We start from the raw sequence: 21,057 nt of genomic DNA, 5'->3' as shown, positions 1-21,057 counted from the left end.
GGAGTAAAGGGAGGCCGGCGATGACGCCTCGGGTTCTCGAACTGCGCATCCACGGGGTGAACAACACGCCCCCGACGGCGACGCTGGCGCTCCCCGACCACGCGGTCGAGCAGTTCCGCGGCGACAGGTTCGGCAGCTTCTGGCGGCCGAAACCGGACAAGGTCGCCGAGCTGCCCCCTGACCACGCCGGCCGGGTGTCCGACGAGGTGCGGCGCGAGGCGTACTCGTGGGGCGGCATGGCGCGCAGCAGTCCCGGGGTCCCCGGCAGCGGGGTGCCGTCGGTGCTCGCGAACGTGTTGGGGCGCATCGGATGGGCGTTGCTGCTCCCGTTCGGGCTCGCGAACGTCGCCTACTGGTCCCGCAAACTCCCCGACGACTCGATTCCCACCACGAACCGCATGGTGTGGTGGAACGCCGGCCGCGGCGCCGCGTCGACACGGCTGTTCGGGCTCGGGCTCACCGTGCTGCTGGTGCTGTCGGTGTGCGAGGTCGCGATCGACGTCTACGCGATCCAGTGCGCGTTGCCCGGCGCGACGTGCAAGCGGCTGCCGGACTTCCTGGATCTGCTCGGGGATCCCGCGCGGCACGTCAGGGTTCTGGCCGCGTCCGCCGTGCCGGTGTTGCTGCTGCTGGGGTTGCTGGCGCTGACGTCGTTGTCCCGCAGCAGGTACGAGATGACGACGATGCGCCGCGAACCTCTGCGGCGGCCCGGTGTGCTGCTCAGCCGGTCGTCGATGTGGGAGGGCAGCCCGCGGATCCGGCGGCTCACCCGCCTGCACATCGCGGCGGGGTGTTGCGTGGTGGTGCTGGCGACGAGCGTGGAGTTGACGCGGCACGCGTTCTTCCTCGTGCTCACCGTGCTCGCGGGCGGGTTGCTGGCGGTCGTGATGGGCCGCGTCGTGGTGACGTCGACCGACTGCCCGGACGTGCCCTCGACCGAGAAGGGCGGCCTGTGGTCGTGGCTGCTGATGATCTCGACGGTGGTCGTGCTGGTGGCGCACGGGTTCGGGCTGTACTCGATCGCTCCGTCCTTCGACGGGCCGCTCTGGCTGACGTCGTGGGGGCCGCCGATCGTCACCGTCGCGCTGCTCGGATCGGTGATGGCGGCGTGGTCGTGGCGGCGCACCGACGCCAAGGGGCCGCTGGTGTTCCTCGTGCTGTTCGTCGCGTTCATGGTTGCCACGTACTGGTTCTCGCTCTTGTGGATCGGCGCTGCGGTCGTCGGCGGGGTGCTCGCGTGGCGGGCGCGGCCACGGCACGGTGACGAGTGGCAGGCCTGGCGCGGTGCCGGACCCGGTGTGCTGCTGGGGTTGTCGCTGACCGCGTCGGTGATGCTGTCGACGGTGCTGGTGCTGACGTTCCGCGGCTGGGTCGGCACGGGACTGCACGCGCCGTCGTTCTACTCGTGGTTCAGCGCGGCCTTCGCGGTCGGGCTGGTCCCGCTGGTGCTGCTCGTGCTCGCGCAGGCCGGAACCTTATTGTCCCGGCTGACCAAACCCGCTGTGCTGGACAACGAGGCCGAGGTGCTCGTCGTGCGGGTGCGGCACGTCGTCGCGGTCACGCACCGCGCGGAGAACGTGGTCGGCGTGCTCTCGGTTTCCGGCGTGCTCGCGCTGATCATGACCTGCTACCTGACGTTCGACTCGCCGTCGTGGTCTCAGTGGTGGGGTGTGACGTGGGTGCTGGGCAAGGGCGACTGGGTCACCGGGCTCGCCGGGGTCGCGCTGATCGGGTCGTTCGTCGGCGCGGGGATGCTGACGAACCGGCGCCCGCTCGGACTGTTGTGGGATCTCATGTGCTTCCTGCCGCGCACGGCGCATCCGTTCGCGCCGCCCTGCTACGCGGAACGGGCGGTGCCGGAGATCGCGGACCGGACGCGCGAGTTCCTCGACGAGTCCGACGAACACCGCGTGGTGCTGTCGGCGCACAGTTTGGGCGCTGTGCTGGCCGTTGCGGCCCTGTACGCGTTGCCCGAGGGGTATTTGCGGCGCGTGCAGCTGCTGACGTACGGCGTGCAGCTCAGGCCGTACTTCGGGCGGATCTTCCCCGAACTGCTCGGGCCTGTCGTGCTCGGCACACCGGAGGTCCGTGCGGGAGCGATGTTCTCGTGCGACCCGTGGCGCCGCGCACCCGGTACTTCCCCCGATCGCGGCCTCTCCGTCCTCCTGGGCCCGAACTGGATAAACCTGTGGCGCCGCACCGACTACCTGGGCTTCCCGGTGCACGGCTGGGAGGACAACTCCGTTGATCGCCGGGCAAATGAGACAGACGGCTCACCGGACAAAGTGGAGACACACGGCGGATATCACCTCTGTGTGGCGTATCGAGATGCCTTCCGCGACCTCGTCTCAATTGATCTGAACCGGTCACCCGATGGTGAACGTGCAGGGGGTGGGAACCTGGACCGCAGTTGACTCAAGGAGAATCATGCGCACGAACGTGGCGGCCCTCGTGGGTGCCGTACTGCTCACCGCCGGCCTGGCCGCTTGTTCGAGCGAGGCCCCGTCCTCCTCGGCACCGCAGGCCCCTGAGATCAAGCCGGTGGCGGAGACCGAGGTCGCGGGCCCGGCCGCGTCGGGTGACCAGCCGAAGGGCATCACCTACGACGTGAAGCGCATTCCGTTGGGCGCCAAGCTCTCCACCGGTTCGTCCGTCGAGAACGGACAGACGACGGTCGAGCTGAAGGTGTCCGGTCTGCTGCCGAACACGAAGTACGGCTCGCACGTGCACACCAAGCCGTGTGGCGCGAAGCCGGCCGACTCGGGCCCGCACTACCAGAACGAGAAGGACCCGGTCACGCCGAGCGTCGACCCCAAGTACGCCAACGCGAAGAACGAGATCTGGCTCGACTTCACCACCGACGCGGCCGGTGCGGCGACCGGCAAGGCGACGGTGAAGTGGGAGTTCCGCAAGGGCGAGGCGAACGCGGTGATCGTCCACGCGACGCACTCCAGCACCGAGCACGGCAAGGCAGGCACCGCGGGCGACCGCCTCGCCTGCCTCACCGCGCAGTTCTAGTTCAGTTCTGGTTCAGCACTGCCAGGTCAGGGCCACACCCCCAGTCAGGTGTGGCCCTGACACCGGTTCCAGCACCGCCGCACGCACGAGGTTGAGCACCTCGTATCGGGGTCCGGCGCGGCGGATCAGTCCGCGCACGCTCAAGGCGCGCGCGACACGCTCATCCTCCCCGTCACCCTCGGCCATGCGCACCAACGCGTCCCGCTCATCGGAATCCAATGTGGACAGAGACAGCCGCAGCGAGTCGCGCAGATGGGCCGACGTCGGGTCGAGCGGGTTGGTCCGCAGGCGTTCCAGCAGGTGTTCCGGCGAGTAGACCATGAACCACCCGGCCGCGAACTCGAGCGCCGACGGCAGCCCGTCGAGCTCCCGAACCAGCCCGGTCAGCGCGGCCTGGTTCGCGTCCTCCTGACGGAATCCCGGCCGCACCCGCCGCACGTTCGTGACGAGCAGCCGCACTGCCGCGTCGACGTCCAACGGTGCCAACGGGAAGACGTGCTCGCCGGGAATCCCCGTGGGTGCCAGGGCGGTGACGACGACCCGCAACCTCGGATGACTCCGCAGCAACGACGCGTCCGGGACGTGGTCCGTGACGAGGACCGTGTCCTGGTTGTCGTCGATCACCGGGGTGCGCGACGACGGCAGCCACACGACCGACCAGCCCAGCCGGAAGTGCAGCTCTCCCGCCACCTCCAGGGCGAGCCGCGTCTTGCCCACCCCGCTGACCCCGGTGATCGTGACCAGCCGCCGCCCGTCGACGAAGAGGCTGAGCAACGCCGCCGTCTCCGCCTCGCGCCCGACGATCGCCGACGACGGCGCCGGCGGTGGCACCGACACCGGCCCGGACGGCCGTCCCCCTGCCTCCTGCAGGTTCGCGCGGCTGTCGTCGTCCAGCCGAAGCCCCTCCGCGAGCAGCCGCACCGTCTCGGCGCGCGGCGACCTCGTCCGGCCGCACTCCAGGTCGCGGATGGCCCGCACGCTCACCATCGCGAAGTCGGCCAGCTGCTGCTGGGTGAGGCCGACCCGAATCCTGTGGGTGCGCAACAGCTCACCGAAGTCCCTCATGCCCGCACCTCTCTTTGATCACGAACCACAGATCGATCAAGCGGCCGCGTGATACAGCGCGTGCTCGGTAGTTCTGCGAACTCCTTCATGCTCGTTCCCCTCCTCGAGCCTGAGTCTCAGGCCGCGGGAGTTCCGAAACATGGGGGTGGACCCCCCATATTCACGTTCGGCGCAAATCTGGGGGCCTGGCCCCTATGTGCTCCGCTCACACGCGTGCGAGGTTCTGCCGGTGACCTCCGCAGCCGAGACCACCACAGGCGAGAGCTGGACAGCGGCTTTCGCCCACGCGCTGCGCCCGCTGATCGACGCGGCACGCCTGGAGGTCGCTCCCCCGTTCGACGCCGCGTTCGCCGAGCAGCTCGGCCGGCGGCTGGTCACCATCGCGGCGCGCACACTCGTGCTGGAGCTGCACAACGCGCGCGGAACACTCACTGGCGACACCAGCACCGAGCGGTTCACGTCGTTCACGCGCACCCTCGATCTGGAGGCGTTGTTCGCGCGCTACCCGGTGCTCGCCCGGTTGCTCGCGCAGGCCTGTGAACAGGCCGTCAAGACGCACCACGAGCTGTCGTCGCGCTTCACCCGCGACCGCGCGGACATCGTCAGAACGATCTTCAAGGGCCTCGATCCCGGCGCGCTCACGTCCATCGAGACGGGCAAGGGCGATCCGCACCAGCAGGGGCGCACGGTAGCGGTGCTGACGTTCGAGTCCGGGCAGAAGCTGATCTACCGGCCACGCCCGGTCGGGCTGCACGTGCACTTCATCGCCCAACTCTCGTGGCTTTCCACGCGGACTGGAATCACCTTCCGAAGCCCGCGGCTGCTCGTCCGCGACGGCTACGGCTGGCTGGAGTTCGTGAGCCACGAGCCGTGCGCGGACGTCGCCGGGGTCGCCGAGTTCTACCGGCGCCTCGGGGCGTTGCTCGCGCTGCTCTACGCGGTCGACGGCACGGACATGCACTACGAGAACCTGATCGCGTGCGGTGACCAGCCCGTGCTGGTGGACGTGGAAACCCTTTTCCACCCGACGCCTCTGATGTCCGACGATCCGGCCGCCGAAGCACTCGCGCGGTCGGTTCATCGCGTCGCACTGCTCCCCCACGTCCTGCTGGGCGACAACGGTGTCGCGGACGTCTCCGGGGTCGGTGGAGATCACGGCGTGCCGTCTCCGTTGGACGTCGTCGACTGGGCCGACGCGGGAACCGACAGGATGCGGCTCGTCCGGCGCCCCAAGGAGTCGTCAGGCGCGTTCAACCGGCCGTTGCTGCACGGCACCCCGGCCGAGCCCGCCGACTACCAGGACTCGCTCCTGGCGGGCTTCCGCGCGGGCTACGACGCGATCGTGGCGCATCGATCAGAGCTGCTGCGCCTGATCCGTGCGTGCGCGGACGACGAGGTGCGGTTCGTACCACGTGCGACACGTCAGTACGCCACGTTGCTGGACGAGTCCACGCACCCGAGCGTCCTCATCGACGCGATGGACCGCGACTTGGCGTTCGGCATCCTGATCGTCGACGACCCGTTGCTCGACCGGCTGGTGCCCTTCGAGGTGGCCGATCTGTGGCGTGGTGACGTGCCGCTGTTCACGTGCCGGCCGGGGTCGCGCGATCTGTGGACCACGTCCGGGCTCCGGCTGCCGGGGATGCTGCCGGAGCCCGGGCTGGACGTCGTCGAACGCAAGATCACGACGATGAGCGAGGTCGACCGGCACGACCAGCAGTGGGTGATCACGGCGGCGCTGGCGTCGAGGCCGCGTCCCGTGTCGCACCACTCCGGCGGGACGTTGCCCGGCCAGGTCGCCGCGGTGAACCCGGATCCGGCACGGCTGCTGGTGGCGGCGTGCGGGATCGCGGACCAGATCCTCGCGCACGCGGTGAAAAGCCGGGATCGCGTGAACTGGCTGGGACTGGAGCTGATCGACGACCGGCACTGGGCGGTGCAGCCGCTCGGTGCTGGTTTGTCCAACGGCTACACAGGAGTCGCGCTTTTCCTGGCGGAGCTGGGCGCTTTGACCGGTGCCGCCCGCTACGTCGACTTCGCGCGCGACGCCGTTCGCCCGTTGCCGGATCTGCTGGAGATGTTCGCGAGCACGCCCGAGCTGGCGAGTGCGGCGGGCGGCGGATTCCACGGCCTGGGCGGGATTTGCTACGCCCTGGCACGCCTGACCCCGTTGCTCGGCCTCGATCCCGGTCTGCTCGGTCGAGCCGTGTCGTTGATGCCGTTGGAGGACACGGCGTTCAGCGTGGTGGACGGTGTCGCCGGGTCTCTCGCCGCGATGCTCGCCGTCGGCACACCGGCAGCTTTGCGTCTGGCCGACCATTACGCACCCCTTCTACCTGGGGCGATTTGCCCGGCAAATGGGTTCGCCCGTGGTCATGCGGGAATCGGATGGGCACTTCAGCGTTACGCGGCAAAGGTTTGCGACGAGTCTTTTAATGTGGCGGCAGAGTCCTGCTTTGAATCAGACGTGATCGACCCGACCGACGCCGGATGGTGCTCGGGCGTGTCCGGTGCGGCCCTGGCCCGCTCGGACGATCGTCTGGGTTCGGTGCTGGCGTCCAGGGAACCGTTGCGGGACATGAGTCTCTGCCACGGTGAACTGGGCGTGATCGAAGCCCTCTCGGCCTGCCACCCGGCTGCCGCGGCCCGTCGCACGGCCCTGCTGCTGGGAGCACTGGACGAACACGGCGCCCGCTGCGCCACCCCGGGAGGCGTTCCGTCGCCCGGGTTGCTCACGGGCCTGGCCGGCATCGGTCACGGCCTGCTGCGCCAAGGGTTTCCCGTGCCGTCGGTCCTGCTGCTCGAACCGTGACACCAACCAGATGAGGAGAGCGTCTGATGAACGAGTCCCTGCGCCGCCCGGCCGCCCTGCCCGAGCCGGTCGAGAGCGCGATCGGGGAGATGGAGCTCGCCCCGAGGTCCATGGCCGGCGCGCGTGCCCGTGCGCTGGCCGGGCTGACGCTCGCGGTGAGTGCGTTCGCGTCCATCACGCCCACGCTGTCGGACCCGACCGTCAGCGTGCAGTGAGATAACGGCCGACGAGAGGGGCCGGGCGAGGGGTCCGGCCCTTCACGTTGATCGCGGAAAGATGTCTTCCTGATCACCAGGGCTGTCCGCGCGAATACGCCTGAGCAGTCGATACATCCGACGTCACCCTGCCGTTAAGGTCCTGCCATGCAGACCCGAGCCCCCGAGGTGGTCGGCCGCGATCGAGAGGTCACGGCCCTCGCGGGGGCACTCGCACGCGCACGAACCGGCCGGGGCGAGGCCCTCTTCCTGACGGGGGAGGCCGGGATCGGGAAGTCGCGGCTGGCCCGGTACGCGGCGGGGCAGGCGTACGGCGAGGGCATCCGGGTGCTCAAGGGTCGTGGCACGACGATCGGGCCGATGGTCCCGTTCCGGCCGATCGCCGAGGCGCTGCTCGCGCTCTTCCGCGGCGAGCCGCCCGACGACGCCGCGCTCGGCCCGTACAAGCCCGTGCTGGGCACGTTGATCCCGGAGTGGCACGACCACCGGTCCACGACGGAATCCGTGGTGGTGCTGGCGGAAGCGGTGCTGAGGCTGCTCGCGTCCGTCGCGCGCCGGACACCGTGCCTGCTCGTGCTCGAAGACCTGCACGACGCCGACGCCGAGACGCTCGCCGTCGTCGAGTACCTGGCGGACAACCTGGAGGACCAACCGGTTCTGCTGCTCGCCACGAGCCGCAACGAACCGGGCAACGCGCTGGAGCTGATCCACCGGATCGTGCAGCGAGGCGCGGCCACCGAGCTCGAACTGCGCAGACTGAGCCGCGCGGAGGTCGAGCGGATGACGGCGGCCTGCCTGGAGAGCGACGAGGTGCCGGCCCTGCTGTCGGATCGCTTGTGGACGGACAGCGCCGGAAACCCTTTCGTCATCGAGGAACTGCTGCACGGCATGGTGAGCAGCGGCCTGCTGGTGGCCGGGGCTCACGGCTGGCAGGTGCTGGGCGAGCTGAAGCTGCCGGTGCCGGCCGCGTTCGTCCGCAGCGTCGCGCACCGGACCGACCGCCTCGGGCCACAAGGCCGAGAGGTGCTGTCGATCGCGGCGGTGCTGGGCCACCGCTTCCCGCTGTCCGTGGTGCAACGGGTGACCGGCACGGACGACCGCCATCTGCTCAGCCACCTGCACGCCGGTGTGGCCGCTCAGCTCGTGACGCCCGACGAGCCCGCTCCCGACTGGTACGCCTTCCGCCATCCTCTGACCGCGGACGCGTTGCTGGCGCAGCTGTCGCCGACCGAACGCGCGGACCTCTCGCGGCGCACGGCCGACGCGATCGAGGACCTGCACCCCGGACTGACCGGCGACTGGTGCCCGCTCGTCGCGAAGCTCCGGTTCGACGCGGGATCACCGGCGCAGGCAGGGCTGCTGTTCGCGGAGGCGGGCAAGCGGGCACTGGCCTCGGGCGCGGCGGGGTCCGCGGTCACGTTGCTGGATCGCGCCCAGAAGCTGCTCACGGACGACGCGCGCGCCGCGGTGCTGGACACACTGCTGCCGGCGCTCGCGGAGACCGGCGAGTTCGAGCGCGCCTTCGAGTTCGAGCCCGACGTGGCGGAACTCAGGGACGGGCCGGGAAAAGCGAAGCTCCACACGCGACTCGCCCGCATCGCCCACCAGACCGGACGGTACTCGTACGGGGTGGAGCAGGTGCGCGTCGCCCGCACGCTGCTCGGACCGGACGCGCCCGGCGAGCTGACCGCGCAGCTGGACGTCACCTCGGCCTATCTGGCGTTGATCGGCCCGACCGCCGACCGCGTCGAGTCGGCGGCGAGCCTGGCGCGGCAGGCGGTGCAGGCGGCCGCGCGCGCGGAGCTTCCCGCCGTCGCGTGCGAGGCGTGGCAGCTGCTCGGGGTCATCGTGCGCGAGCAGGACCTCGACGAGGCCAACAGGTGTTTCGACCGCGCACTGGCCCTCGCGGACGCGCACCAGCTGCCGATCCAGCACATCTACGCGCTGGTTCGGTTGGCGGGCAACGACTGGCTCGCGGCCGGCAGCACCGAGACGTTGGAACGCGCGCACTCCGAGGCGTGCCGGGCGGGTGCGATCACGTTGGCGTACAGCGTGAAGGCCATCATGGCGTTGCAGCTCGTGCTGGCCGGCGACTACGACTCGGCGGCCGAGCAGGTCGAGACCTGTCTGGAAGCGACCGCGCGGCTCCGGTTCCACGCGCTGAACCGCTATCTGTTGATGGTCAAGGCAACGCTCGCCGCGCATCAAGGGCATCGGCAGGAAACCGACGACGCGGTCAGCAGGTTCGAGGTGGTGGCGAAGAGCGGCGCCCAGGAAGTTCCGCTCTGCTACGGACTTGCGCGCGCGTTCTGCGCTCTGCTCGAAGAGAACCACTCGTTGGCGATGCAGGAGCTCGAACTGGCCGAGGCCGCGGAGTCGCAGAGCCCCACGCCGTTCCACCTCTCCGGCTCGCACGGCCTGCGCGTGCTGCTCGCGGTGCTGGACGGGCACCTGGGCTGGTCGGACTACCACGTGCTGGCGAAGTCGAGTGCCGCGGGCATGCGCTGGAACCGCCAGTTCGCCGATCTCGCGCACGCCGTCCTGCTCGGCCGCGACGGACGGCATGCCGAGGCGCGCCAAGCGTTCGACAGCGCGCAGGAAGCGGCGGCGCTGTACCCGATGGCACGGCATCTGGGGCTGCGGCTGGTCGCACCGGAAGCCGAGACGTGGGGTGATCCGGTGACGTGGCTGCGCGCCGCCGAGGAGTACTTCCACCAGGCGGGGATTCCGGCCGTGGCGTCGGCGTGCCGTGGGCTGCTGCGGCAGTCGGGCGCGTCGGTGCAGCAACGCCGGACCGGAACCGAGCAGGTGCCGAAGCAGTTGCGCGGGCACGGCGTGACGGTGCGCGAGTTCGAGGTGTTCGTGCTGCTCGCCGACCGGATGGGCAACAAGGCCATCGGCACCCGTCTGCACATCTCGCCGCGCACGGTGGAAAAGCACGTGGCGTCGCTGATCGCGAAGACCGGGCAGCCGGACCGTGAAGCGCTTTCCACCTACGCTGCCACGTTGAGCCGTTGAACTCCCCAGCTCACCACTGACGTTTTGACCTAGGCCTAAACGTCGAGGGGCATCGGCCGAAAGTCCGATGCAACCTCGCGGCGGTTTGCGGTGTCCTTACCGATAGGTTGGTCGAAACGACATGGGGGACATTCGTGCGCAAAATTGTTCTCGCGCCGCTGTGCGCGCTGGTCACGGTAGCCGTGGCGGCGTGCAGTCCGTCAGGTCCGGACCAGACCAATCCGGAGCTGGCGCCGCGCGGCACGACGATGACCAAGGTGAAGCCCACCAAGCAGGACCTCACGACCAAGCTGAGCATCTCCGGCAAGGTCGAGATGAACCCGACGTTCGGCCTCACCGCGCCGGTCGCGGGCCAGGTGCGCTACTTCGACCTGCAGACGCCCAACGGCACGCCGACGAAGCCCACGCGCGTCGCGACGGTGTGGAAGGACGGGGCGGCGAACTACGTCGAGATCCCTGCCGGTGCGACGTTCGGCGGCAGGCTCGTGGACGACAAGGCGACGGTGACGGCGGGCATGCCGATCGCGTCGGCCAAGCACGTCGGGTACGCGATCGTGGGCGACATCGACGGCGCGCAGGCGTACAAGATCAGTGGCGCTCTCACCGACGTGACGGTGCAGATCAAGAACGGCCCCGGCCCGTTCCCGTGCACGGTTCTCGGCACGATCGCCGCGCTGCCGCAGGGCACCATCCCGGAGAAGCCGCCGGTCACCCCGGACACCAAGAACCCGCCTGCTACTGGACAGACTCAGCCGAAGCAGCCCGACCAGCCGCAGCAGCCGAGCTCCTCGACGGGCCTGCGCATCGTGTGCACCGCGCCCGGCGACGTGCAGATGATCAACGGCGCGACCGCGTCGATCGAGGTCACCACCGGGAAGTCCGCGCAGGCACTGGTGGTCCCGGTCGAGGCGGTGGCGGGTCAGCAGGGCAAGGGCAAGGTCGACGTGCTGCAGCCCGACGGGTCGCGCAGGACGGTGGACGTGACGCTGGGCCTCACCGACGGCAAGGTCGTCGAGATCAAGTCGGGTGTCACGGCGGACGACGAGCTCGCGGTGCCCGGCCCGAACCTGCCGGAGGGCCAGCAGCAGGGCGGCGACCCGCAGCAGAAGCCGACGGGACCGTGATGACCCAGCCAGCGATTCAGATGCCGCTGCTCCAGCTCAACGGCATCACGAAAGTCCTGAAGGGCCAAGAAGAACCGCGCACGATCCTGTCCGGTGTGGACCTCACCGTCCATCCTGGACAGAGCGTCGCGATCCTCGGCCGTTCCGGTTCCGGCAAGTCGACGCTGCTGTCGTTGATCGGACTTTTCGACCGTGCCGATGAGGGCCAGTACTTCTTGCACGGCAACGACATCACGAAGCTGCCCGAGCGCAAGGCGGCGGCGTTGCGCAGCGCGGAGTTCGGGTTCGTGTTCCAGCGCTTCTTCCTGCTCAAGCACCTCACCGCGGCGCAGAACGTGGCGATGGCGCTGGTGAACGGCCAGGGCTGGTCGTCGCGGCGCAAGCGCAAGCAGCAGGTGATGGAGGCGCTGGAGCAGGTCGGCATCGCGCACCTCGCGAAGTCCAAGCCCTCCAGGCTTTCCGGTGGTGAGCAGCAGCGCGTCGCGATCGCCCGCGCGCTGGTCCGGCAGCCGCGCGTGATCCTCGCGGACGAGCCGACGGGCGCGCTCGACACCGAGACCGGCAACCTCGTCGTCGAGGTGCTGCTCAACACGACCAGGCAGGGCTGCGGCCTCGTGCTGGTCACGCACGACCACGACCACGCGCGCAAGATGGGCCGCGTGCTGGAGCTGCGCGACGGGCGGTTCAACTGATGTTCTCCGGCAAGCTGCGGTCCGCCCTGGTCATCGGCGGACAGGGCATCCGCGCCCGCAAGCTGCGCACGTTCCTGTCGATGGTGTCGCTGTTCCTCGGTGTGCTCGCGGTCGTCGCCGTGCAGGCGGGTTCGGAGATCGCCGAACGCGCGATGCTCACCGACGTCGAGCTCCAGGCGGGCAAGGACGGCACGATCATGGGCTACATCCCCGGCGAGAAGGGCGCGCCGGGAATCGTCGAGGCCATGTTGAAGGGTCGCTCCGACGGGGTCGCGATGATCAGCTCGCAGGCGGTCATCGGTGAGCCGGGCGTGCGTCCGATCAACGAGGGCGGCATGCCGTTCGAGTACGTCGGCCGGGGCGGCGACTACTACGGCCCGCAGATGATCTGCGACGCCAGCGGCACCTGCACCGAGCAGAAGGAGCAGGAGAAGAAACCCGCCGGACAGGCGATCGAGGTCAGCATGGTCGCGCTGACCGGGGACATCCGGCAGTTCAAGCCGTTCCGCCCGGTGTCCGGCAGCTGGCTCGACTTCGCCTCCGTGCCGTCCATGGCGCCGCGCATCGTGCTGAACGAGGAAGCCGCCAAGGGCCTCAAGCAGTACCGCGTCCCCGGCGAGATGATGATCGAGGGCGCCACCCACCACGTGACGCCGCAGATCGTCGGCGTGGTGCAGGACGGCAACTCGCAGCCGCGCATCTACATGCGTCTCGACGAGCTCCGCACGTGGATGCCCTCGGCGGCGGCGACCAACGACACCAACAGGTTCCGCGGCGGTGGCACACAGCTCGAGATCTACCTGCAGCCGGGTTCGGACGACCTGCAGCAGCTGATGAAGGCCAAGCTGGTCGGTGCCGGCATGGACCAGAACCAGTTGCACTTCCAGACGGTGAACTCCAAGGAGCGCATGCAGTCCCAGCTGAAGATCATGCGGTTGATCTTCCTCGGGATGGCGTTCCTGGTGCTGCTGATCGGTGTCGCGGGCATCCTGAACGTCGGTCTCGCCACGGTCGGCGAGCGCGTCGAGGAGTTCGCGCTGCGCCGCGCGGTGGGCATGTCGCGAATGTTGCTGGCGGGCATCGTGCTGGCGGAGACACTGCTGACCGGGCTTCTGACGGCCGCGCTGGCGATCGGCGCGGGCGCGGCGGGCCTGCAGGTCGCGCTGGCGATGTTCGGCGGCCGCTTCCCGTCGTTGCAGGGCACCACCTTCCCGTGGGAGGCCGGTGTCGCCGGTGTGATCGCGGGTCTCGTCGCCGGTGTGCTGGGTGGGCTCATCCCGGCGATCAGGGCGGCGCGGATTCCGATCGCCACAGTCATGCGGGCCTAAGAGGCAGGCCCGTTGCCGGCGAAGCCCCGGACCGCGAGAGAGGCGGACCGGGGCTTCGTATTTCTCAGGCTTCGTTGAAGGTGTCCGGGTTCGGGCCGATGCGGCCACCACGGTCCAGAGTGGACACAGCGGTGATCTCGTCAGCGCTCAACTCGAAGTCGAACACAGCGATGTTCTCCCGGATCCGCGACGGCGTGACGGACTTCGGGATCACGACGTTGCCGATCTGCAGGTGCCAGCGCAGCACGACCTGGGCCACCGACTTGCCGTGCTTCGCGGCGATCTCCGCGACCACGGGGTCACTGAGCAGCTCGCCGCCCTGGCCGAGCGGCGACCACGCCTCGGTCACGATGCCGTGCTCGGCGTGGAACGCGCGCAGCTCGGTCTGCTGCAGGTACGGGTGCAGCTCGACCTGGTTGACCGCCGGCACGACACCGGTCTCGTCGATGACGCGCTGAAGGTGCGCGGGCTGGAAGTTGGAGACGCCGATCGCGCGGACGCGACCCTCCTTCTGCAGCTCCACGAACGCCTTCCACGTGTCGACGTACCGCTCGCGGGCGGGCGTCGGCCAGTGGATGAGGTACAGGTCGAGGGTGTCGAGCTTGAGCTTGCGCAACGACTCGTCGAACGCGCGCAGCGTCGAGTCGTAGCCCTGGTCGGCGTTCCACAGCTTCGTCGTGACGAAGAGTTCCTCACGGTCGAAGCCCTGGAGAGCCTCACCGGTGCCGCGCTCGTTGCCGTAGATCGCGGCGGTGTCGATGCTGCGGTACCCGGCCTTCAGCGCCTCCGCGACGGCGGGAGTGGCCTGCGCGTCCGGCACCTGCCAGACGCCGAAACCGAGCTGGGGCATGGAAACGCCGTTGTTGAGCTTCACGTTGTTCAAGACAGGTCCTTACGGAATCAGGGTGGGCGCGGTGCCGCCGTCGACGCGCAACGCGGCTCCGGTCGTGGCGGACGAGAGGTCCGACGCGACGTAGGTGATGAGGTTCGCGACCTCGTGGGGACGGATCAGGCGGCCCAGCAGCAACGTCGGGCGCTCGGTGCGGACGAACTCCGCCTCGCCGCCGTCGCCGACGCGGTCGCGGATGAACTCCTCGACGCCGGGCGTGAGGGTCGGGCCGGGCAGGACCGAGTTCACGGTCACACCGGTTCCGGCGACAGCCTGTGCCATGCCGCGCGCGATGGCGAGCTGGGCGGTCTTCGTCATGCCGTAATGGACCATCTCGGTGGGCGTGAAGACGGACGACTCGCTGCTGACGAAGATCACCCGGCCCCAGCCGCGCTCGACCATGCGCGGCGTGTAGTGGCGTGAGAGCCGTACGCCGGACATGACGTTCGTGTCGAAGTACCGCTGCCACTCGGCGTCGTCGATCTCGAACACCGGTTGCGCCCCGTAGATGCCCATGTTGTTGACCAACACGTCCACGTCGGGCAGCTGGTTCACGAGGTGAGACGCACCCTCGGCGGTCGCGATGTCCGCCGCGATGCCGCGCACGTCGCCATCCAGCTTGGCAACAGCCTCGTCCACACGTTCCTGGCTGCGGCCGCTCACGACGACGGAAGCACCCGCCTTGAGCAGCGCCTCCGCCGTGGCGAAACCGATGCCCGCGGTGGAGCCGGTCACAAGGGCGGTGCGTCCCGACAGATCCATGTCTCTCCCCGGTAGACTTGTTGAAGACGATTACGAGCGTACGCAATAGTTGCACACGCTGTCTATTCGAGAGGGGTTGACCTATGTCACTGGACGACGACGCCGTCCAGGCGCGCGCTCAGGGCTGGCGCACGCTCGCGGCGTTGCACGCGCGCATCGAGGACCGCCTCGAACGAGCCCTGCAGAAGGCTCACGAGCTCTCCGTCAGCGAGTACACCGTGCTGGACGTCCTCAACCGCCAGGACGGCTTCCACCTCCGGATGAACCAGCTGTCCAACGCCGTGGTGCTCAGCCAGTCAGCCACAACCCGCCTGGTCACGCGACTCGAGGACCGCGGCCTGCTCGCCCGCTACCTCTGCCCCACCGACCGCAGGGGCATCTACACCGAGGTCACCGAGAAGGGCCACGAACTGCTCGCGCTGGCTCGCCCGACGCACGACGAGGTACTCGCCGCGTCGCTGGAGGAGGCGTCCGCCACGCCGGAGCTGAAGCCCCTTGTCGACGCCCTGGCGATGCTCTAACTAGGCTCACCCACATGGCCGACACGCAGTACGAAGACCTGCTCCGCCACGTCCTGAAAGAGGGCGTGCGCAAGGAAGACCGCACCGGCACCGGCACGCGGTCGATCTTCGGCCACCAGCTGCGCTACCCGCTCGCCGCGGGTTTCCCGCTGATCACGACGAAGAAGGTCCACTTCAAGTCGATCGCGTACGAGCTGCTGTGGTTCCTGCGCGGCGACAGCAACGCGAAGTGGCTCCAGGACAACGGCGTGACGATCTGGGACGAGTGGGCCGGCCCTGATGGCGAGCTCGGTCCGGTCTACGGCGTCCAGTGGCGTTCGTGGCCGACCCCGGACGGCGGTCACATCGACCAGATCGCCGAGGTCCTGAAGACGCTGCGCACGAACCCGGACTCGCGGCGGATCATCGTCTCGGCCTGGAACGTCGGCGAGATCGCCCAGATGGCGCTGCCGCCGTGCCACGCGTTCTTCCAGTTCTACGTCGCCGACGGCAAGCTGTCGTGCCAGCTCTACCAGCGCAGCGCGGACCTGTTCCTCGGCGTGCCGTTCAACATCGCCTCCTACGCGCTGCTCACGCACATGATCGCCGCGCAGACGGGTCTCGGCGTCGGTGACTTCATCTGGACCGGCGGCGACTGCCACATCTACGACAACCACGTCGAGCAGGTCGAGCTGCAGCTCAGCCGCGATGCGCGCGAGTTCCCGACGCTGCAGATGGCGTCCGTGGATTCGCTGTTCGACTACAGGTACGAGGACTTCACGATCGAGGGCTACGACCCGCATCCCGGCATCAAGGCTCCGGTGGCGGTGTGATCGGCCTGATCTGGGCGCAGGCCGCGAACGGTGTGATCGGCCGCGACAACGCGATTCCGTGGCACATCCCGGAGGACATGAAGCACTTCCGGGAGACCACCGCGGGCGCGGCGGTGCTGATGGGCCGCCTCACCTGGGAGTCTCTGCCGCCGCGCTTCCGCCCGTTGCCCGGCCGCCGCAACCTCGTGCTGTCGCGCACGCCTCAGGAAGGCGCGGAGACGTTCGACAGCCTGGAGAAGGCGCTGGCGGACGTCACCGGCGACCTGTGGGTGATGGGCGGGTCGGCGGTCTACGCGGCGACGCTGCCGTTCGCGGACCGCGTCGAGGTCACCGAGATCCGCGAGTCGTTCGAAGGTGACACGTACGCGCCGAAGATCGACCGCGAGCCCGTGCAGATCGGTGAGTGGCAGGAGTCCAGCTCGGGCCTGCACTACCGGTTCGTGAGCTACTAGCGGCGGCCACCCGGCTGCCACTCGTGCACCTCGACGGAGTCGTACCGGTCAGCTGTCAGGACCGCCACCGGATTGTCGGATCGCACCAATGCCGCCGTGCCGAGCCACGTGGTGCCGTCGTCGGACAGCAACGGCCCGAACGCGACCACGCCGTCAGCACACGCGGGCTCAAGATCCACGGGCTCGCCGGAGCCGAGTCCGATCACCAGGTGTCCCCCGCCGCCAGGCGAGTCCCACATGGTCCGCCCGAGCACGTTGCGCCACCGCCGCACCAGCACGTCCCGGTAAGCCCCCGCCTGGTAACACGGCTCCTCGAACGCGAACGCCCGAGCCGCCGCAGCGTCCGGCACCTCGACGATGTGCACGCTGCCGGTCAGCACATCGCCGTCGAAAGTCGGTCCGCGGGCGATGAGCGAGAACTGGTCCATGTACGACCAGTGCTCCTCGATCAGCTTCTCCCGCAACGGCAACGACCCGGGCCGATCCCGGTGGTAGCAGAAGAACTCCATCTACCTGCGCCGCGCCCGTGCGTGCCACGCCTCGACGATCAACTCTTCCAGCTCCCCCACCTCGATGTGCTCCAACCGCACCAGAATCGCGGGATACCCGTTGAAATGCGGTGTGGTGAAGTAGACCGACTCGTCGGAGGCGAGCAACGCCTCCTTGGCCCCCAGATCCGGCACCCGCGCGGCCAGAATCGGCCCGTCCGGCGCCGAAGCCCCCAACGCCGCCAGATCCGTCTTGCGCAGGGGCCGTTCCCACACGAAGAGCTTCTCCTTGACCCTCCAGTCGACGACGCCCTCCCGCACCCGCTCCGTCACGTCGGGCATGGAGGTGGCGATCCGGCGCACGTCGTTCCAGGTGGCCATCACTAGCTCCCTACAGGTGGTCCGGCGGACGCTGCTGCTCGGCCAGGAACCGTTCGAACTCGGCGCCCAGTTCGTCCGCGCTGGGGAGGTCGGTGTTCCCGACAGTCTGGATGAAGGCGTCGTACTGCCGCTCGAGCGCTTCCACCACCTGGGCTACTTCTTCCGATTCCGCTACCTGCCGGTGGATCTCGGCGTCAGCGGCCTGAGCTGCGTCGATCAGCGATCCGATGGGCAACGCGAGACCTGTCGCCCGCGCGACAGCATCGAGCAGCGTGACGGCCGCGGTCGGGTACTGCGACTGCGCGAGGTAGTGCGGCACCTGGGCCGCGAAGCCCATCGCGTCGTGCCCCGCCTGGCCGAGCCGGAACTCCAGCAGCCCCGAGACGTTGCCCGGCACCTGCACGCGGTTGAAGAACGGCTGGTACTCCGACACGAGCTCGGGCCGCGTCGCGTGGCCGATGACGTTCAACGGGCGCGTGTGCGGCACCCCCATCGGAATGCCGTGGAAGCCGACGGTCAGGCGCACGCCCCACCGGTCGATCAGCGAGCGCACGGCGAGCACGAACGCCTCCCAGCCGCGGTCCGGTTCGAGGCCGGTGAGCAGCAGGAACGGGTGCCCCGCGCTGTCCCACAGCAGGTGCACGACCAGTTCGGGAGCCGCGTAGTCCTCCCAGTGGTCCGTGGCGTACGTCATCAACGGTCGGCGCGACCGATAGTCGATCAGGCTGTCGATGTCGAAGCGCGCGATGACACGGCTCTCGAGCGACTCCAGCAGGTGCTCGGCGAGCAGACGGCCCGCGGCACCGGCGTCCATGAAGCCCTCGAAGTGGTGCAGCAGCACCGCACCTGTCAGGTCCGGCACCTCCGAGTCCACCTCGTACAGGTTCTCCGGGTCCAGCACCGCATGCCTCCAAAACCGTCGTTTCAGTCTCGTCCAAAGCCAACCATGTGGACACGGGACTGATTCCGCACGGGTCGATTAGCCCACACGGACCGTGTGAGCGCATCACCTCATGAACACGCCAACCTCGCCGAAAGACACTGCTTCCGCACGGGTCGATTAGCCCACACGGCTCGTGTGAGCGCATCACCTCATGAACACGCCAACCTCGCCGAAAGACACTGCTTCCGCACGGGTCGATTAGCCCACACGGACCGTGTGAGCGCATCACCTCACGGGTACACGAACGTCGTGGACAAGCGCTGGGTGACGCGTGGAGCTCTGGTCGCAGCCGTCTTCATTCTCCTCGGCGCGGCGCTGTACGTGTTCGGGCAGTTCAAGCCGTTCGGTGACGAGTCGATCGACCGCAGCCAGCCCGCGATGCTGAAGTCGGTGCGGGACCTCAGCCAGTACCACGCGGCGGCGGGCGAGTTCCAGGTCGTGCTGGACATCGAGAACGACGTGAAGTGGGTGCCTGCTGCCCTGGCCGGCGAGCGCACGCTGTTCGTCGCGGCCGGGTCGGTGAACGCCTACGTCGACCTCGGATCGTTGAAGGACGACGGTCTGATCCTGTCTCCGGACGGCAAAACGGTCGAACTGCGCATCCCCGAGCCCCAGCTGGACAAGCCGAACCTGCACCACGACCGTTCGTACGTCTTCAGCCAGGAGCGCGGGCTGATCAACGATCTCCAGGCGCTGGCGGGACCACCTGACGTGCAACGGTTCTACGTCGCCGGTGAGGCCAAGATCGCGGAGGCGGCGCGGAAGTCCGAGCTGCTCAAGCGCGCCGAGGACAACACCCGCGTGATGCTCACCGGAATGCTGCAGTCGCTGGGATTCCAGGTGAAGGTGCTCACGGACTGAACCTTTCGCGCTGTGGCTCCCGAACGTCGGGGTGAGCCGTCCGCAGCGGGTTAGGATCCCTTGGTGGAAGACGATCTGATGGCCTGGGCACCCACCGGAGGTGCCGCGACGGCACCCGAGATCGCGTTGCCGGGCTACAGCGGATTCCGTGTGATCGCGCAGGGCGGCGAGGGCACGATCTACCGCGCGCGCCAGGACGGCCTGGGCCGCGACGTCGCCGTGAAGGTCCTGCAGGTGACCGATCCCGCGACGGTGGCCCGCTTCCGCCGCGAGCTCGCCATCACGGTCGAGCTCGGCCGCCAGCACCCGCACATCGTCACGGTGCTCGACACGGGCACCTTGCCGGACGGGCGCCCGTGCATCGTCATGGAGTACTACGAACGCGGCTCGCTGCACGACCGTTTGCGCGCCATGGGCCCGTTGCCCGTGCCGGACGTGGTGTCCGCGGGCATCGCCGTCGCCGACGCGCTCGCGTTCGCCCACGGCCAGAGCATCCTGCACCGCGACGTGAAGCCGCAGAACGTCCTGGTGCTCCCGACTTCGTACGTCCTGGCCGACTTCGGCATCGCCCGAGGCGCCGACGCGGGCCACTCAGCGTCGCTGCAGATGGTCAGCTACCGGCACGCGGCACCGCAGATGCTGGAGGGCGGCACCCCGTCGTTCGCCGACGACATCTGGTCGCTCGGCTCGACGCTCTTCACGTTGCTGGAGGGCAAGCCGCCGTTCGCGTCCGACAACCCGGACGAGGACACGTTGCTGTCCTACGTCGGCCGCGTCTCGCGCGCCGAACCGCGCGCGCTGACCCGTTTCGACGTCCCGGCCTCGCTGGGCGCGGTGATCAACCGCTGCCTGCGCAAGGACCGCGCGGAACGGTTCTCCTCAGCTCTGGAGCTCCGCGATACCCTGATGGCGGTCAGCTCCGGTACCGCAGTGTCCGTTGTGGACCCGGACTCGACGACGATGCTCGGCGAACGCACCGTCTTCTACCCGGACGGCCCGACCGAGGCGCCCGGCTTCGGCCCGCGCGGCTTCGTGCCGCCCGAGCCCGAGCCGGAACCCGAGGCGGAGGCGGAACCCGACAACTCGTGGCGCGGTCAGCTGGAAGACCTGACCTACCGCCGCAACGACGTCGTCCTGCCGCCACCTCCACCCCCGGTGGCCGTGCTGCCGACCGTCGACCTGCCGCCCGCCGAACCGATGACCGCCCCGGTCCGCAAGAGCAAGCGCGGCGGCGTCCTGGCTCTGCTCGCCGTGGTGGCGGTGACCGGCGGCGTCCTCGCGGGCCTGCTGCTCAACCGCCCTGCCGACAAGCAGTCCCAGGCGCCCGTGACCACCACGATCCCGGTCCCGACCTCGGACTCCGCCGACGCGGGCCCACCCCCGAACTCCGACCCGAAGTTCATGCCGGTCCTGAAGCGCGCGGAGTACAAGGGCAAGGCGATCGAGCTCGAGTGGTCAGACCCGAGCAACGGCAACGCCTCGTTCGTGGTGATCGACGTGACCGGCAAGGACGCCGTCGCCCTGGTCACGGTGACCGGCGGTGGCACCAAGTACGTGATCGAGGACGGCGGCGGGCAGCGGCGTTGCTTCCAGATCGCGGCCATCGCCTACACCGGGGAACGCGGCAGCTCGGACAAGGTCTGCGCCAACAAGAATTGATACCGGAGGCTTTCCTG

19 protein-coding genes are annotated in these 21,057 nt (G+C 69.0%); 13 read left to right on the top strand and 6 right to left on the bottom strand.

Translation table 11 applies throughout. The annotated features are described in order from the left end of the window. Window positions 1-20: 20 nt before the first annotated feature. Both AB0M24_RS10620 and AB0M24_RS10615 read left to right on the top strand, forming a co-directional pair. Window positions 21-2,414: a hypothetical protein gene (locus tag AB0M24_RS10620; RefSeq protein WP_363763975.1), complete on the top strand. Its 2,394-nt coding sequence runs from the start codon at window positions 21-23 to the stop codon at window positions 2,412-2,414. 13 nt (window positions 2,415-2,427) lie between these two features. Continuing rightward, complete coding sequence (locus AB0M24_RS10615; RefSeq protein WP_363763972.1) at window positions 2,428-3,018, top strand: superoxide dismutase family protein; 591 nt, start codon at window positions 2,428-2,430, stop codon at window positions 3,016-3,018. 12 nt (window positions 3,019-3,030) lie between these two features. Here the strand turns inward: AB0M24_RS10615 and AB0M24_RS10610 are convergent, their stop codons facing one another. Further along, window positions 3,031-4,083 (bottom strand): helix-turn-helix domain-containing protein, encoded by a 1,053-nt coding sequence (locus AB0M24_RS10610; RefSeq protein WP_363763969.1) that lies wholly within the window; start codon window positions 4,081-4,083, stop codon window positions 3,031-3,033. A gap of 229 nt (window positions 4,084-4,312) precedes the next feature. Here AB0M24_RS10610 and AB0M24_RS10605 point away from each other — a divergent pair, with 229 nt between their 5' ends. The 6 genes from AB0M24_RS10605 to AB0M24_RS10580 all read left to right on the top strand — a co-directional run bounded on the left by AB0M24_RS10605 (window position 4,313) and on the right by AB0M24_RS10580 (window position 13,272). Beyond that, window positions 4,313-6,895 (top strand): type 2 lanthipeptide synthetase LanM family protein, encoded by a 2,583-nt coding sequence (locus tag AB0M24_RS10605; RefSeq protein ID WP_363763966.1) that lies wholly within the window; start codon window positions 4,313-4,315, stop codon window positions 6,893-6,895. Between the two features lie 26 nt (window positions 6,896-6,921). After that, entirely contained in the window at window positions 6,922-7,110 is a 189-nt protein-coding gene (locus AB0M24_RS10600; RefSeq protein WP_363763963.1) for a hypothetical protein, read from the top strand. 147 nt (window positions 7,111-7,257) lie between these two features. Beyond that, on the top strand, window positions 7,258-10,128 hold the full coding sequence (locus tag AB0M24_RS10595; RefSeq protein WP_363763960.1) for an AAA family ATPase: 2,871 nt from the start codon (window positions 7,258-7,260) through the stop codon (window positions 10,126-10,128). A gap of 134 nt (window positions 10,129-10,262) precedes the next feature. Continuing rightward, a complete protein-coding gene (locus AB0M24_RS10590; RefSeq protein WP_363763957.1) occupies window positions 10,263-11,252 on the top strand; it encodes an efflux RND transporter periplasmic adaptor subunit in 990 nt (329 codons plus the stop codon). After that, complete coding sequence (locus AB0M24_RS10585; RefSeq protein WP_363763954.1) at window positions 11,252-11,944, top strand: ABC transporter ATP-binding protein; 693 nt, start codon at window positions 11,252-11,254, stop codon at window positions 11,942-11,944. The genes AB0M24_RS10590 and AB0M24_RS10585 overlap by 1 nt, the downstream gene beginning before the upstream one ends. Further along, complete coding sequence (locus AB0M24_RS10580; RefSeq protein ID WP_363763951.1) at window positions 11,944-13,272, top strand: ABC transporter permease; 1,329 nt, start codon at window positions 11,944-11,946, stop codon at window positions 13,270-13,272. Before AB0M24_RS10585 ends, AB0M24_RS10580 begins: the two co-directional genes overlap by 1 nt. Before the next feature lie 64 nt (window positions 13,273-13,336). Here AB0M24_RS10580 and AB0M24_RS10575 read toward each other — a convergent pair whose 3' ends face one another. After that, window positions 13,337-14,122, bottom strand: coding sequence for an aldo/keto reductase (locus AB0M24_RS10575; RefSeq protein ID WP_363764318.1), 786 nt, complete (start codon window positions 14,120-14,122; stop codon window positions 13,337-13,339). A 42-nt stretch (window positions 14,123-14,164) separates the two neighbouring features. After that, a complete protein-coding gene (locus tag AB0M24_RS10570) occupies window positions 14,165-14,923 on the bottom strand; it encodes an SDR family oxidoreductase (RefSeq protein WP_363763948.1) in 759 nt (252 codons plus the stop codon). An 83-nt stretch (window positions 14,924-15,006) separates the two neighbouring features. On the opposite strand from AB0M24_RS10570, the gene AB0M24_RS10565 reads away from it, so the two are divergent. From AB0M24_RS10565 to AB0M24_RS10555, 3 genes are read left to right on the top strand one after another with little or no spacing between them, the layout of a single operon-like run. After that, window positions 15,007-15,444 (top strand): MarR family transcriptional regulator, encoded by a 438-nt coding sequence (locus AB0M24_RS10565; RefSeq protein ID WP_363763945.1) that lies wholly within the window; start codon window positions 15,007-15,009, stop codon window positions 15,442-15,444. A gap of 14 nt (window positions 15,445-15,458) precedes the next feature. Next, window positions 15,459-16,256: a thymidylate synthase gene (locus tag AB0M24_RS10560; RefSeq protein WP_363763942.1), complete on the top strand. Its 798-nt coding sequence runs from the start codon at window positions 15,459-15,461 to the stop codon at window positions 16,254-16,256. Then, window positions 16,253-16,708, top strand: coding sequence for a dihydrofolate reductase (locus tag AB0M24_RS10555; protein WP_363763939.1), 456 nt, complete (start codon window positions 16,253-16,255; stop codon window positions 16,706-16,708). The genes AB0M24_RS10560 and AB0M24_RS10555 overlap by 4 nt, the downstream gene beginning before the upstream one ends. On the opposite strand, the gene AB0M24_RS10550 is transcribed toward AB0M24_RS10555, so the two are convergent. From AB0M24_RS10550 to AB0M24_RS10540, 3 genes are read right to left on the bottom strand one after another with little or no spacing between them, the layout of a single operon-like run. Then, on the bottom strand, window positions 16,705-17,217 hold the full coding sequence (locus AB0M24_RS10550) for a YciI family protein (protein ID WP_363763936.1): 513 nt from the start codon (window positions 17,215-17,217) through the stop codon (window positions 16,705-16,707). The genes AB0M24_RS10555 and AB0M24_RS10550 overlap by 4 nt on opposite strands. Then, window positions 17,218-17,577, bottom strand: a complete 360-nt coding sequence (locus AB0M24_RS10545) for an MmcQ/YjbR family DNA-binding protein (protein WP_363763933.1) — start codon at window positions 17,575-17,577, stop codon at window positions 17,218-17,220. 10 nt (window positions 17,578-17,587) lie between these two features. Then, on the bottom strand, window positions 17,588-18,478 hold the full coding sequence (locus AB0M24_RS10540; protein WP_363763929.1) for a PAC2 family protein: 891 nt from the start codon (window positions 18,476-18,478) through the stop codon (window positions 17,588-17,590). A 258-nt stretch (window positions 18,479-18,736) separates the two neighbouring features. Here AB0M24_RS10540 and AB0M24_RS10535 point away from each other — a divergent pair, with 258 nt between their 5' ends. Beyond that, window positions 18,737-19,381 (top strand): DUF4230 domain-containing protein, encoded by a 645-nt coding sequence (locus AB0M24_RS10535; protein WP_363763926.1) that lies wholly within the window; start codon window positions 18,737-18,739, stop codon window positions 19,379-19,381. Window positions 19,382-19,444: 63 nt separating this feature from the next. After that, window positions 19,445-21,040, top strand: coding sequence for a serine/threonine-protein kinase (locus tag AB0M24_RS10530; protein ID WP_363763924.1), 1,596 nt, complete (start codon window positions 19,445-19,447; stop codon window positions 21,038-21,040). Window positions 21,041-21,057 lie beyond the last annotated feature (17 nt).

The sequence above is a fragment of the Lentzea sp. NPDC051838 genome (assembly GCF_040681245.1).
Lineage (GTDB): Bacteria > Actinomycetota > Actinomycetes > Mycobacteriales > Pseudonocardiaceae > Lentzea.
Note: the sequence above shows the minus strand (reverse complement) of the source record. Positions and strands in the feature narration are given on the sequence as shown.

What these genes read in the sequence shown, in the direction of transcription:
- AB0M24_RS10550 (WP_363763936.1), bottom strand. Translation starts at nt 17,217, where the DNA reads ATGGAGTTCTTCTGCTACCACCGGGATCGGCCCGGGTCGTTGCCGTTG.
- AB0M24_RS10565 (WP_363763945.1), top strand. Translation starts at nt 15,007, where the DNA reads ATGTCACTGGACGACGACGCCGTCCAGGCGCGCGCTCAGGGCTGGCGC.
- AB0M24_RS10620 (WP_363763975.1), top strand. Translation starts at nt 21, where the DNA reads ATGACGCCTCGGGTTCTCGAACTGCGCATCCACGGGGTGAACAACACG.
- AB0M24_RS10570 (WP_363763948.1), bottom strand. Translation starts at nt 14,923, where the DNA reads ATGGATCTGTCGGGACGCACCGCCCTTGTGACCGGCTCCACCGCGGGC.
- AB0M24_RS10585 (WP_363763954.1), top strand. Translation starts at nt 11,252, where the DNA reads ATGACCCAGCCAGCGATTCAGATGCCGCTGCTCCAGCTCAACGGCATC.
- AB0M24_RS10580 (WP_363763951.1), top strand. Translation starts at nt 11,944, where the DNA reads ATGTTCTCCGGCAAGCTGCGGTCCGCCCTGGTCATCGGCGGACAGGGC.
- AB0M24_RS10575 (WP_363764318.1), bottom strand. Translation starts at nt 14,122, where the DNA reads ATGCCCCAGCTCGGTTTCGGCGTCTGGCAGGTGCCGGACGCGCAGGCC.
- AB0M24_RS10615 (WP_363763972.1), top strand. Translation starts at nt 2,428, where the DNA reads ATGCGCACGAACGTGGCGGCCCTCGTGGGTGCCGTACTGCTCACCGCC.
- AB0M24_RS10560 (WP_363763942.1), top strand. Translation starts at nt 15,459, where the DNA reads ATGGCCGACACGCAGTACGAAGACCTGCTCCGCCACGTCCTGAAAGAG.
- AB0M24_RS10600 (WP_363763963.1), top strand. Translation starts at nt 6,922, where the DNA reads ATGAACGAGTCCCTGCGCCGCCCGGCCGCCCTGCCCGAGCCGGTCGAG.
- AB0M24_RS10545 (WP_363763933.1), bottom strand. Translation starts at nt 17,577, where the DNA reads ATGGCCACCTGGAACGACGTGCGCCGGATCGCCACCTCCATGCCCGAC.
- AB0M24_RS10595 (WP_363763960.1), top strand. Translation starts at nt 7,258, where the DNA reads ATGCAGACCCGAGCCCCCGAGGTGGTCGGCCGCGATCGAGAGGTCACG.
- AB0M24_RS10610 (WP_363763969.1), bottom strand. Translation starts at nt 4,083, where the DNA reads ATGAGGGACTTCGGTGAGCTGTTGCGCACCCACAGGATTCGGGTCGGC.